Raw genomic sequence first — 12,307 nt, 5'->3', positions numbered from 1 at the left:
CACAACTTTACATTTTGTAGCATCTGATTTACGGCATCTTGCCACTGTTAAAAAATCAGGCACAATTTCTTGTGCCTGATTGATGTTACTTGACGGGAGCGGGCTGTTCCGCTGGTCTGGATTTTTCCAGCTTCGCCAGATCGAGTGCGATATTCACTGTCTCGTCCAGATACGGATCTGGCTCCTTGTAATCTTTTGGCAAATCATCCAGTTTCTTCAACTCCGGTTTGCCTTCGCGTTTAAAGCGATCGTTCAATCGTGCCAGACGCATCGCATCATCTTCATTGTTCTCTTTCTCACGCACAGCGTAATTCAGAGAAACAATATTGCGTTTGTCCTTCATGGCATTGAAACGAGCAATATCCTTCATGATGTTCCGAAATTCAGGATCCTTCGCGATGCGCGCATTATGTTCCTTCAGCAATTCCGGCTCAAACGCCGATAAATCGCCTGATTTCACATAGGTTGCAGCATCAATGCTATCCCACGGCAGCGCGTTATCTTCGAATTTCTCTCCCGTTTCCGTCTCTTCATTGCCCGTCGGCATGATGATATCCGGCGTGACGCCCTTACGTTGGGTACTGCCACCGTTAACGCGATAGAATTTCTGGATTGTATACTGCACTGACCCCAGCGCCGGCCATTCAGGACGTAACATCTGATCGTAGATACGATTCAGAGAACGATACTGCTGGACAGTGCCTTTGCCGAATGTTGGTTCGCCCACAACCAGCGCGCGACCGTAATCCTGCATCGCGGCGGCAAAGATTTCTGAAGCCGAAGCACTGAATCGGTCAACCAATACCACCAGCGGGCCTTTATAGAACACCTGGCCGTCGGTATCACTGTCCTCGCGGACTTTACCATTGTTATCACGGACCTGAACAATCGGACCGGAAGGAATGAACAAACCAGAGAGCGATACTGCCTCGGTCAGCGCCCCGCCGCCATTGCTACGCAGGTCGATGACGACGCTGCTGACATTCTGTTTTTCCAGCTTCTGCAACTGAACTTTGACATCGTCTGTCAAGCCAACATAGAAACCGGGAATATCCAGTACGCCCACTTTTTCTTTGCCGACGGTCTTCACGGACATTTTAACTGCGCGGTCTTCCAGACGAATGCGTTCACGCGTCAGTGTTACCGTACGGGTTTTAGTCCCTTTACCGGCAGGTAAAATTTCTAAACGAACTTTACTGCCTTTCGGCCCTTTGATTAAGGCAACGACATCATCAAGACGCCAGCCAATCACGTCAACCATCGGCTTGCCGGTTTGACCAACACCGACAATTTTGTCACCAACGCTGATAGCTTTACTCTTCGCTGCCGGGCCACCTGCCACCATCGAATTGATAACGGTGTAGTCATCATCCATTTGCAGCACCGCACCAATACCTTCCAACGACAAGCTCATTTCAGTATTGAACTGTTCGGTATTACGCGGGGAAAGGTAATTGGTATGCGGATCAATTTCGCGCGCAAACGCCGTCATTGCCAGCGAGAACACATCTTCGCTGTTAGTTTGCGCCAGACGGCGAATGGCAAATTTGTAGCGACGAGTCAGGGTTTCACGAATTTCTTTATCCGTTTTTCCTGTCAGCTTCAGACTTAACTCGTCGAATTTGACTTTGCTGTCCCACAGCGCGTTCAACTCGGCCTCGTTTTTCGGCCAGGGCGCTTTGCTGCGGTCCAGGTTATAAGTGTCGTTGCCGGTAAAATCCATCGGTTTTTCCAGTACCGATAAGGCGTACTGGTAACGTTCAAAACGGCGTTTTTGCGCCAGATTGTAAAGATCGTAGAAAACGTCAAGTTTACCGGAGCGCAGTTCATCGCCCAGCTCATTTTTCTTTTTCGCGAACTGTTCAACATCGCTTGCCAGCAGCACATTGTGGCTGTAATCAAGCAGATTCAGGTAGCGGTCAAAGATTTTGGCCGAGAATGCCTGATCGAGGTCGAACTGGCGATAATGGGAGCGGGTAAAGCGCGACGTTACGCGCTCACTCACCGTCGCATGCTGCGTCTCTTCCTTTAATACCGGAATCTGATCAGCACGCGTAATATCTTCTACTGCGAAGGTCTGGCCTGCTATTGCAAGCAGGCCAGCTAACGCGGTAAGCCTAAAAAACATGTTCATGCCTGGCCCGGCCTCCGTTTCAGAACACCAGGTGTTCTGCGCGCACAATCAAAGACATACCCGAATTCAGCTGGACGCGGACGCCGTCTTTGGTGATTTCTAATACGGTGGCATCCATCGCATTTTGACCAGCTTTCACCTTCAGGGCTTGTCCGACAGTCAGAGCTGAAATGTCAGAAACTGGGGTGTGCTGTTCTTCGCGAGGTGCTTTTACTGTTTTTGGCGCTTTCTCAGCCGGTTTCTGCGCGCGAGGTTTGCGCTCGGCGCCTTCTTTACGGCGTTGCGCAGCAGGACGTGGCTTGCGTTCGCGGCGTGGTGCGTCTTCTTTCTCACCTGCAGCTGCGGCAGCTTCGCGTTTTTTCGCCTGCTGTTCGGCACGCTGCGCCTGGACGCGCGCTTTCGCTTCTTCAAGCTGCTTGCGAGCATGTTCTACATGCTGCTCGTCCAGCTCACCGCATGGGTTGCCGTCGAGATCGACACGCGTCGCGCCTGGTTTAACGCCATACAGATAGCGCCAGCTCGAAGTGTAGAGACGTAAAGCGGATCGCAGTTGCGTTTTGCTAAGGTTCATTTCCCCAGCAACGCGATCGACCAAATCCTGAAAAATACCGATTTTCAGCGGACGCGCTTCACCTTCCGCACTGAAACAGTGGGGAAAACGTTCGGCCAGAAACGCGATTACTTCTTTACTGCTATTCAACTTAGGTTGATTTTCCATGAAATTTCCTGATTACAACGGACGTAGCCAACAAGCGCAGGCATGAACAGGCGTCATTATAATGACGTCATCAGTAAATGCTACGTTATCCGTTGATTATCCTGCGACGCTCGCAAAGAATTTTTTGTAATCCGTCGTTGCAAGCACCTTTTCAAGCTGCGCCACAAGCTGACGTAAGCCTTGCTCGTCCTCGTCTGTAAAGCGACCGAAGACAGTACTGTCGATATCGAGAACGCCAATAATCTGATTTTTCACCACCAACGGCAGAACGATTTCAGAATTACTCGCCGCATCACAGGCGATATGCCCATCAAAGGCGTGAACATCCTCGATTCGCTGTACTTCATTGCGGGCAACTGCAGTGCCACACACGCCACGCCCTACCGGGATTCGTACGCAGGCAATTTTGCCCTGAAACGGCCCGAGTACCAGCGTATCGTCCTCAAGTAAATAAAACCCAGCCCAGTTTACGTCAGTCAGACGCTCGTATAACAAAGCACTGGTATTCGCCAGCGTTGCCAGAAAGCTGGTCTCTCCCGCCATCAACGCATTAAAGTCGCGGTTTAAGTCCGCGTAAAATTCTGTTTTGTTCATTATATAATCACTTAGTTGTCTTACCTGGAACTGCCAGCCTATTAAAATAAGCATTAAATGCGTTAATGCTCAAGATCATTCCCATCATGGGTTAAGATAAATGTTAATTCTTATCACATTTGGCATGTCATGGCTCTTAACACCCCACAAATTACGCCGACAAAAAAGATAACAGTGAGCGCAATTGGCGAGGAACTACCGCGTGGTGATTATCAACGTTGCCCGCAATGTGACATGCTGTTTAGCCTGCCCGAGATAAATTCTCACCAAAGTGCCTATTGCCCGCGTTGTCAGGCGAAAATTCGCGATGGGCGTGACTGGTCGCTCACAAGGCTGGCAGCAATGGCTTTTACTATGTTGTTGCTTATGCCTTTTGCCTGGGGCGAACCTCTATTACATATCTGGCTGTTAGGTATCCGTATCGACGCCAATGTAATGCAAGGCATCTGGCAGATGACCAAACAGGGCGATGCGATAACCGGCGCAATGGTGTTTTTCTGCGTTATAGGTGCACCTCTCATACTGGTGACTTCTATTGCTTATTTATGGTTTGGCAATCGACTGGGAATGAATTTACGCCCGGTGTTGCTGATGCTGGAGCGACTAAAAGAGTGGGTAATGCTGGATATCTATCTGGTCGGCATTGGCGTTGCTTCTATAAAGGTACAGGATTACGCCCATATCCAGGCGGGCGTCGGGCTATTCTCTTTTTTCGCGCTGGTGATTTTAACAACAGTGACATTGTCACATCTTAATGTTGAACAGCTGTGGGAGCGATTTTATCCGCAGCGCCCTGCCACGCGTAGGGATGAGAAATTACGCGTTTGCCTGGGTTGTCACTTTACCGGCTATCCCGATCCGCGCGGTCGTTGTCCGCGTTGCCATATCCCACTTCGCTTGCGTCGCCATCATAGTATTCAAAAATGCTGGGCGGCGCTTTTGGCTTCAATTGTCTTATTGTTACCTGCCAACCTGCTGCCTATTTCGATCATCTACCTGAACGGTGGACGACAAGAAGATACGATTCTTTCCGGAATTATGTCGCTGGCAAACAGCAATATTGCAGTTGCCGGCATTGTTTTTATCGCCAGTATCCTGGTGCCGTTCACCAAAGTCATCGTCATGTTTACTTTACTGGTAAGCATTCATTTTAAATGCCAGCAAGGCTTACGCACGCGGATTTTGCTATTGCGGATGGTGACCTGGATTGGCCGCTGGTCGATGCTCGATCTGTTTGTCATTTCATTAACCATGTCGCTGATTAATCGCGATCAGATCCTCGCTTTTACTATGGGACCCGCTGCGTTTTATTTCGGCGCAGCGGTTATTTTGACTATTCTTGCTGTGGAATGGCTGGACAGCCGCTTACTTTGGGATGCACATGAGTCAGGAAACGCCAGCTTCGACGACTGAAGCGCAAATTAAAACTAAACGCCGTATCTCACCTTTCTGGCTGTTGCCGTTCATCGCGCTAATGATTGCCGGTTGGCTGATTTGGGGTAGTTATCAGGATAGAGGCAATACCGTCACCATCGACTTTATGTCGGCAGATGGCATTGTTCCAGGTCGCACGCCTGTTCGTTATCAGGGCGTTGAAGTCGGCACGGTCCAGGATGTCAGCCTCAGCGACGATCTACGTAAGATTGAAGTCAAGGTCAGCATCAAGTCCGATATGAAAGATGCCCTGCGCGAAGAGACGCAGTTCTGGCTGGTGACGCCGAAAGCCTCACTGGCAGGTGTTTCCGGGCTGGATGCGCTGGTCGGCGGTAACTATATCGGCATGATGCCGGGCAAAGGTAAAGAGCAGGATCACTTTGTGGCGCTCGATACCCAGCCAAAGTATCGGCTGGATAATGGTGATCTGATGATCCACCTGCAAGCCCCCGATCTCGGTTCATTGAACAGCGGTTCGCTGGTCTATTTCCGCAAAATTCCGGTGGGACGCGTCTATGACTATGCGATCAATCCCAATAAGCAAGGCGTGGTGATTGATGTCCTGATTGAGCGGCGTTTCACCGATTTGGTGAAAAAAGGCAGCCGCTTCTGGAACGTTTCTGGTGTTGATGCCAATGTCAGTATCAGTGGCGCGAAGGTAAAACTGGAAAGTCTGGCTGCCCTGGTTAACGGTGCGATTGCCTTCGATTCACCAGAAGAGTCGAAACCTGCCGATCCGGAAGATACCTTTGGTCTGTATGAGGATCTCGCACACAGCCAGCGTGGGGTGATCATAAAGCTGGATCTACCAGGTGGAGCCGGATTAAACGCCGATTCAACGCCGCTCATGTACCAGGGGCTGGAAGTCGGGCAACTGACCAAACTGAATTTAAACCCAGGAGGCAAAGTCACCGGGGAAATGACCGTTGATCCCAGCGTCGTCACCCTGCTTCGTGAAAATACCCGCATCGAATTACGTAACCCGAAGTTATCTCTCAACGACGCCAATCTCAGCGCCCTGTTGACCGGCAAAACGTTCGAACTGGTACCGGGTGATGGCGAGCCACGCAAAGAGTTTGTCGTTGTGCCTGGCGAGAAAGCTTTACTGCATGAACCCGATGTTCTGACGCTTACCCTGACTGCACCAGAAAGCTATGGAATTGATGCCGGTCAGCCGCTCATTCTTCACGGCGTACAGGTAGGTCAGGTTATCGACCGTAAACTCACCAGCAAAGGTGTGACATTTACCGTCGCTATCGAACCCCAGCATCGCGAACTGGTAAAAGGCGACAGCAAATTTGTCGTTAATAGTCGTGTCGACGTGAAAGTGGGTCTGGATGGTGTCGAGTTTCTCGGTGCCAGCGCCTCAGAATGGCTCAACGGCGGGATCCGTATTCTGCCCGGCGACAAAGGTGAGATGAAAGCCAGTTACCCACTGTATGCCAATCTGGAAAAAGCCCTCGAAAATAGTCTTAGTGATTTACCTACCACGACCGTGAGTTTAAGTGCGGAGACACTGCCGGATGTGCAGGCAGGGTCGGTAGTGCTGTACCGTAAATTTGAGGTCGGTGAAGTGATTACCGTACGTCCACGGGCCAATGCGTTCGATATCGATTTGCATATTAAACCGGAATATCGCAACCTGCTGACCAGCAACAGCGTGTTCTGGGCTGAAGGCGGCGCGAAAGTTCAACTTAACGGCAGCGGCCTGACCGTTCAGGCGTCACCGCTTTCGCGGGCGTTAAAGGGGGCCATCAGCTTCGATAATCTCAGCGGTGCCAGCGCCAGCCAACGTAAAGGCGATAAGCGGATTCTGTATGCTTCCGAAACAGCAGCTCGTGCGGTTGGCGGGCAGATTACGCTCCACGCTTTCGATGCCGGAAAACTGGCGGTCGGTATGCCAATTCGCTATCTCGGTATTGATATCGGGCAAATCCAGACTCTGGATCTGATCACCGCGCGCAATGAAGTACAGGCAAAGGCGGTGCTCTATCCTGAATATGTCCAGACCTTTGCGCGCGGTGGTACACGCTTCTCAGTGGTCACACCGCAAATTTCGGCAGCAGGCGTTGAACATCTTGATACGATCCTCCAGCCGTATATCAACGTCGAACCAGGTCGGGGCAATTCTCGCCGTGACTTTGAATTGCAAGAAGCCACCATTACTGACTCTCGTTACCTTGATGGCTTAAGCATTATTGTTGAAGCGCCGGAAGCCGGTTCGTTAGGTGTTGGTACGCCAGTACTGTTCCGTGGTCTGGAAGTAGGTACAGTCACCGGAATGACGCTGGGGACATTGTCAGATCGCGTGATGATTGCGATGCGCATCAGTAAACGTTACCAGCACCTGGTACGTAACAATTCCGTCTTCTGGCTAGCTTCGGGCTACAGTCTGGACTTCGGTCTGACGGGCGGCGTGGTGAAAACCGGTACCTTTAACCAGTTTATCCGTGGCGGGATCGCCTTCGCCACGCCTCCAGGTACGCCGCTGGCACCGAAAGCCCAGGAAGGCAAACACTTCCTGTTGCAGGAAAGTGAACCGAAAGAGTGGCGTGAATGGGGAACAGCACTCCCCCGATAAGCCACATTGCTCCGGCGTGCCTGCGCCGGAGCGTTTATGCTAAACTGCGCGCCTGTTTTTTTGCCAGTGGTACATGCTCGTGGGCCAACACACCGTTTATTTCCCGGACGCCTTTCTGACACAAATGCGCGAAGCCATGCCTTCGACGCTCTCTTTTGATGATTTTCTCGCCGCCTGTCAGCGCCCGTTGCGCCGCAGCATTCGCGTAAATACCCTGAAAATCTCCGTTGCTGATTTCCTGCAATTAACCGCCCCTTACGGCTGGACGCTAACGCCGATTCCGTGGTGTGAAGAAGGTTTCTGGATTGAACGCGATGATGAAGAAACATTGCCGTTGGGCAGTACCGCCGAGCATTTAAGCGGCCTGTTTTATATTCAGGAAGCCAGTTCAATGTTGCCCGTTGCCGCATTGTTTGCCGACGATAATACCCCACAGCGGGTGATGGATGTCGCCGCCGCGCCTGGTTCAAAAACCACGCAAATTGCCGCTCGCATGAATAACGAAGGGGCGATTCTTGCCAATGAGTTTTCCGCCAGCCGGGTAAAAGTGTTACATGCCAATATCAGTCGCTGTGGTATCCGTAACGTGTCTCTGACTCATTTTGATGGCCGCGTCTTTGGTGCGGCGTTACCAGAAATGTTCGACGCCATTTTACTGGACGCCCCCTGCTCTGGCGAAGGCGTGGTGCGTAAAGATCCCGACGCACTGAAAAACTGGTCACCGGAAAGCAATCAGGAAATTGCTGCCACCCAACGGGAACTAATCGACAGTGCCTTTCATGCTTTACGTCCTGGCGGTACGCTGGTTTACTCGACCTGTACCTTAAACCGGGAAGAAAACGAAGCCGTTTGCCTGTGGCTGAAAGAGACTTACCCCGACGCAGTAGAGTTTTTACCGCTTGGCGATCTCTTCCCTGGCGCGGACAAGGCGCTCACCGAAGAAGGCTTTTTGCACGTTTTCCCACAAATTTACGACTGCGAAGGCTTCTTCGTTGCCCGGTTACGCAAAACACAGTCGATTCCCGCCTTACCCGCACCGAAATACAAAGTGGGTAATTTCCCGTTTAGCCCAATCAAAGATCGCGAAGCCGCACAAATTCGCCAGGCGGCGACTGCCGTTGGCTTACAGTGGGATGAAAATCTGCGCCTCTGGCAGCGCGATAAAGAACTCTGGCTGTTCCCGGCGAGTATTGAAGCCCTGATCGGTAAAGTCCGATTTTCCCGTCTGGGAATTAAGCTTGCCGAAACGCATAACAAAGGTTATCGCTGGCAGCATGAAGCGGTTATTGCCCTGGCATCCCCGAACCATACGAACGCTTTCGAACTGACGCCTCAGGAAGCGGAAGAGTGGTATCGCGGGCGCGATGTTTACCCGCAAACCGTGCCAACTACGGATGATGTGCTGGTAACCTTCCAGAATCAGCCAATAGGTTTAGCCAAACGTATTGGCTCGCGACTGAAAAACAGTTACCCGCGTGAACTGGTGCGCGATGGGAAACTTTTTACCGGTAACGCCTGATAGCGCACAAAAAAAGTGCACTTTTTGACTGGCACATTCGCCTGCCTCAACTACGCTGAAAAATGGTGCGATCGGACTGGTCGTACCACAACCGGCAGATAAATGGAGAGCACGAAGATGAAAACCAGTGTGCGCATAGGCGCTTTTGAAATCGATGACGGCGAGTTACACGGCGAATCGCCAGGTGATCGAACATTAACAATTCCTTGTAAATCTGACCCCGATTTATGTATGCAACTTGATGCCTGGGACGCCGAAACCAGCATTCCAGCTCTACTAAACGGCGAACACTCTGTCCTGTACCGTACCCGCTACGATCAAAAGTCTGATGCCTGGATTATGCGTCTTGCATGATCCAAAAAGAACCCGTCGGCATGGCGGGTTATTTATTCTGGTTATTTCCCCGAAGTAAAATCCTCTCCTAAACTTAACGGTACGGCACCACACTTCGAGGATGAAATGTTCGCGCTGGTACTTTTTGTTTGCTATCTGGATGCTGGCTGTGAAGATATTGTTGTTGATGTTTACAACACGGAACAGCAGTGTGTCTACTCAATGGACGATCAACGGATCCGCCACGGCGGCTGCTTTCCTGTTGAGGATTTTATTGATGGGTTCTGGCGGCCCGCGCAGGAGTACAGTGACTTTTAATTACTGGAGTTGTTCCACTGTGAGTGTCCCTCCGAAGACGGCGCCGGTGTCTATATAATGCAAGTTTCCAATATCTACGCGATGAGGTAACGGCGTATGACCAAACCAGAAATGGTCAGCACCGGTAATTCCCTGCCCTTTTTGGCCTTCACGTAATCGCGAACGACCCCACAATACCTGGTGCAAATCGACGTCCTTTTGCCATTGATAAACATCGTCAGGATAATCAGCATGGACAATAACGTGTTTGCCAGTGCGACTGTTTAATTCAAGAATAAAAGGTAAATGCTGGCATTTGGTGAGCGCCCTTTCTGCTTGCTTCTGTTGCTTATCTGCCAGCGCAGCAAACCAGTCGCCACCGTTCATATACCATAAAGACATCTGCTGCGCGGCCAGCGCATCTATCGCCATCTGCTCATGATTGCCTCTTACCGCTCTGACCCAGCGTTGCTCCAGTAGTTGAAGACAACGTAAACTCTCAGGACCACGATCAATAACATCACCTACCGAGATCAATAAGTCTTGCCACGGGTCAAAACGGCAATGCCATAATTTGATACGCAGTAGCCCAAGGCAACCATGAATATCCCCCACCAACCAGATATGTCGCCAATGGCTGCCATCAATTTTCTGATAGGTGCGGCCTGCCTCTTTCATCAATTTTTTACTCCCGCGCAGAAGGTCACATTATTTTAACATAAATGTTAAAAAAGGCTGGACTGAAGCAGTAGAGTGTGTGTTATGGTTGATTGTGAAGTCAGCACAGGGAAAACAGTGATGTATTCATCCGCTGGCTTAATAGATAAAAAGAGACCGAATACGATTCCTGTATTCGGTCCAGGGAAATGGCTCTTGGGAGAGAGCCGTGCGCTAAAAGTTGGCATTAATGCAGGCTTAGTTGCCTAGCCCTTTAAGAATAGATGACGACGCCAGGTTTTCCAGTCCACACGAAAAGTGGTCAGAAAAAAGCGTCTTAATCATCGTTTTAAAAGTAAAAAAAACGCCCGATCTGATAAAAGATCCTGGGCGTTTTTTTTGGCAAATCAAAAGACTAATTCAGGTAATCAGCAAAGTTTTTCAGCTCGTTCTATAAATGGCATCAGGCTCATTTTTTCACCGGGTTTGTTGGGATCTTCAATCTGGATCACTGAAATAGGCTGGGCCTTAGTCTTCCCACTGGAAACCTCTTTTTGCGCAACATCGTTCAAAGGGTATTGCACCAGGGTGCTGGGGTTAATGACATACAGCGCATTACCCGCTCGGCATGTCAACATCACTTCTTCGCGATTAAACGCCCATTTGTCTTTACCAATTTCAAAACGGCTGACGGTAATCACCTGAGGAGCCGCCAGCGCCGCAGTGGAACTGGTGAGCAACAAAAACGCCAATATACTTTTTTTCATCATTTATCATAATCCATCAAAACGGTTCCAGAGTCGCTAGCAGGCTGATAATCACCAGTACCACCGCGCCTATCGCCCATTCGAGTTGAGTCATCCATACAAACCAGGGAACAGCCCGGTCTTCATCATGCCGCATTCTCGGGACCAGAACATAACGATTTGCCAGCGCGATAACCACCATAATCATAACCAGTATGATTTTGAGCAATAAGAGCTGGCCCCAGTAAGAGGCAAGCGTGGGGGGAAATCCCGTGATGAGTAATGCATTGAGCACACCACTCACTAGCACGCCAATGACAGCAAAATGTCCGCACCAGGAAAAACGCATCAGCGCATGAATGGCCGGGCGTTTCCAGCGCCCTTTCACCAGCCGCATACACCAGACAACCGGCAGTAGCCCTCCAAACCATGCGGCAGCACAGATAAGATGTACGGCGTGATTGGTCTGATGAATTTTTGCGGTTAATCCTTCATTTAATGTCGCGTGTCCCATACCCGCCATCAGGATAAATTGCGCGGTAGTCAGCATAAACAGTAACCGCAACATATTCCGTGGTTGCATCAGAACGACGGTCAACGTAACGAGAGCGAGAACGATTTGCCAGATCCAGACGCCTCCGAAGTGCGTTTGTAACACCGACTGCCAGATGCTCAGCAAAACTACATCTGGCCATCCCGCCCCCATCAACCCACCCTGAACGGCGAACATCGCTGCGGCACTGATCAAACTCCATGCGGCTGCGTGCTGTTGTAAACGCAAAAAACGCTTCGTCAATAATCGACGAATCGTCACTGGTGCCAACCATGCCCCGTACATCGCGAAGCCAAAAACCAGCATCAGAGAGATAAAATGGATAAATCGCAGTGTGACCCAGGTAAGCGCTAACATGCTTTATTTCACAGTAAATGTGTACTGCCCTTTGGTTTTATGCCCGTCCACCGAAACAACATGCCAGTCAACGGTATAACTTCCGGGATTCAGGGCGTCGGCAAGCGGAACGATCAATTGCTTTTTGTCTTGTTCATTACGCTTCGCGGGTAATGTTTTAACATTTTCATTCTTCGGGCCGATGATTTTGGCCCCACTGAATCCAGGTTCAATATCTTCAGAGAAATTTAAAGTAACGGCCTGTGGGGCAGCGGTGACCGCCGCATTCGCCGAAGGATACTGGTGAGTCAGGTGCGCATGAGCCCAGACGGAAGGGGCCGCCAGCAAACCGGCAATGATTGCCAGCGTATAACGAAGAGAACGCGCAGTTGAAACCATATTATC

12 protein-coding genes are annotated in these 12,307 nt (G+C 50.5%); 5 read left to right on the top strand and 7 right to left on the bottom strand.

Going from position 1 to position 12,307, the window contains the following annotated elements:
- Positions 1-85 precede the first annotated feature (85 nt).
- The 3 genes from prc to msrC all read right to left on the bottom strand — a co-directional run bounded on the left by prc (position 86) and on the right by msrC (position 3,446).
- A complete protein-coding gene (prc, locus tag D9736_RS03140; protein WP_130257667.1) occupies positions 86-2,134 on the bottom strand; it encodes a carboxy terminal-processing peptidase in 2,049 nt (682 codons plus the stop codon).
- Between the two features lie 19 nt (positions 2,135-2,153).
- Positions 2,154-2,852 carry an RNA chaperone ProQ gene (gene proQ / locus D9736_RS03135; protein WP_000431365.1) on the bottom strand — a complete coding sequence of 233 codons (699 nt, stop codon included), beginning with the start codon at positions 2,850-2,852 and terminating at the stop codon, positions 2,154-2,156.
- 96 nt (positions 2,853-2,948) lie between these two features.
- The gene (gene msrC, locus D9736_RS03130; RefSeq protein WP_130208455.1) at positions 2,949-3,446 is read right to left on the bottom strand and encodes an L-methionine (R)-S-oxide reductase; all 498 of its coding nucleotides are present in this window, start codon (positions 3,444-3,446) and stop codon (positions 2,949-2,951) included.
- Positions 3,447-3,575: 129 nt separating this feature from the next.
- Between msrC and yebS the strand changes: the two genes are divergently transcribed.
- From yebS to D9736_RS03105, 5 genes are all read left to right on the top strand, one after another.
- Positions 3,576-4,859 carry a membrane integrity lipid transport subunit YebS gene (gene yebS, locus D9736_RS03125; protein ID WP_130257666.1) on the top strand — a complete coding sequence of 428 codons (1,284 nt, stop codon included), beginning with the start codon at positions 3,576-3,578 and terminating at the stop codon, positions 4,857-4,859.
- The gene (gene yebT, locus D9736_RS03120; protein ID WP_130257665.1) at positions 4,828-7,461 is read left to right on the top strand and encodes a lipid-binding membrane homeostasis protein YebT; all 2,634 of its coding nucleotides are present in this window, start codon (positions 4,828-4,830) and stop codon (positions 7,459-7,461) included. The genes yebS and yebT overlap by 32 nt, the downstream gene beginning before the upstream one ends.
- 79 nt (positions 7,462-7,540) lie before the next feature.
- Positions 7,541-8,980 carry a 16S rRNA (cytosine(1407)-C(5))-methyltransferase RsmF gene (gene rsmF / locus D9736_RS03115; RefSeq protein ID WP_130257664.1) on the top strand — a complete coding sequence of 480 codons (1,440 nt, stop codon included), beginning with the start codon at positions 7,541-7,543 and terminating at the stop codon, positions 8,978-8,980.
- A 117-nt stretch (positions 8,981-9,097) separates the two neighbouring features.
- Positions 9,098-9,334, top strand: coding sequence for a YebV family protein (locus tag D9736_RS03110; protein WP_002431586.1), 237 nt, complete (start codon positions 9,098-9,100; stop codon positions 9,332-9,334).
- Between the two features lie 105 nt (positions 9,335-9,439).
- Positions 9,440-9,631, top strand: coding sequence for a YebW family protein (locus D9736_RS03105; RefSeq protein WP_130208463.1), 192 nt, complete (start codon positions 9,440-9,442; stop codon positions 9,629-9,631).
- On the opposite strand, the gene pphA is transcribed toward D9736_RS03105, so the two are convergent.
- The 4 genes from pphA to yobA form a co-directional block, all read right to left on the bottom strand.
- Positions 9,632-10,288: a protein-serine/threonine phosphatase gene (pphA, locus tag D9736_RS03100; RefSeq protein WP_130257663.1), complete on the bottom strand. Its 657-nt coding sequence runs from the start codon at positions 10,286-10,288 to the stop codon at positions 9,632-9,634.
- 407 nt (positions 10,289-10,695) lie between these two features.
- The gene (locus tag D9736_RS03095) at positions 10,696-11,037 is read right to left on the bottom strand and encodes a YebY family protein (protein WP_130223527.1); all 342 of its coding nucleotides are present in this window, start codon (positions 11,035-11,037) and stop codon (positions 10,696-10,698) included.
- A 13-nt stretch (positions 11,038-11,050) separates the two neighbouring features.
- A complete protein-coding gene (gene copD, locus D9736_RS03090; protein WP_130257662.1) occupies positions 11,051-11,923 on the bottom strand; it encodes a copper homeostasis membrane protein CopD in 873 nt (290 codons plus the stop codon).
- Between the two features lie 3 nt (positions 11,924-11,926).
- On the bottom strand, positions 11,927-12,301 hold the full coding sequence (gene yobA / locus D9736_RS03085; RefSeq protein WP_130257661.1) for a CopC domain-containing protein YobA: 375 nt from the start codon (positions 12,299-12,301) through the stop codon (positions 11,927-11,929).
- Between the last annotated feature and the right edge of the window lie 6 nt (positions 12,302-12,307).

Source organism: Escherichia sp. E10V10 (genome assembly GCF_004211985.1).
GTDB lineage: Bacteria > Pseudomonadota > Gammaproteobacteria > Enterobacterales > Enterobacteriaceae > Escherichia.
This window is presented reverse-complemented; position numbering and strand designations above follow the sequence as displayed.

Excerpts from the sequence above, each read along its gene's own strand:
- D9736_RS03095 (WP_130223527.1), bottom strand. The coding sequence starts at position 11,037 with ATGATGAAAAAAAGTATATTGGCGTTTTTGTTGCTCACCAGTTCCACT.
- yobA (WP_130257661.1), bottom strand. The coding sequence starts at position 12,301 with ATGGTTTCAACTGCGCGTTCTCTTCGTTATACGCTGGCAATCATTGCC.
- D9736_RS03105 (WP_130208463.1), top strand. The coding sequence starts at position 9,440 with ATGTTCGCGCTGGTACTTTTTGTTTGCTATCTGGATGCTGGCTGTGAA.
- msrC (WP_130208455.1), bottom strand. The coding sequence starts at position 3,446 with ATGAACAAAACAGAATTTTACGCGGACTTAAACCGCGACTTTAATGCG.
- D9736_RS03110 (WP_002431586.1), top strand. The coding sequence starts at position 9,098 with ATGAAAACCAGTGTGCGCATAGGCGCTTTTGAAATCGATGACGGCGAG.
- yebS (WP_130257666.1), top strand. The coding sequence starts at position 3,576 with ATGGCTCTTAACACCCCACAAATTACGCCGACAAAAAAGATAACAGTG.
- pphA (WP_130257663.1), bottom strand. The coding sequence starts at position 10,288 with ATGAAAGAGGCAGGCCGCACCTATCAGAAAATTGATGGCAGCCATTGG.
- yebT (WP_130257665.1), top strand. The coding sequence starts at position 4,828 with ATGAGTCAGGAAACGCCAGCTTCGACGACTGAAGCGCAAATTAAAACT.
- prc (WP_130257667.1), bottom strand. The coding sequence starts at position 2,134 with ATGAACATGTTTTTTAGGCTTACCGCGTTAGCTGGCCTGCTTGCAATA.
- copD (WP_130257662.1), bottom strand. The coding sequence starts at position 11,923 with ATGTTAGCGCTTACCTGGGTCACACTGCGATTTATCCATTTTATCTCT.
- proQ (WP_000431365.1), bottom strand. The coding sequence starts at position 2,852 with ATGGAAAATCAACCTAAGTTGAATAGCAGTAAAGAAGTAATCGCGTTT.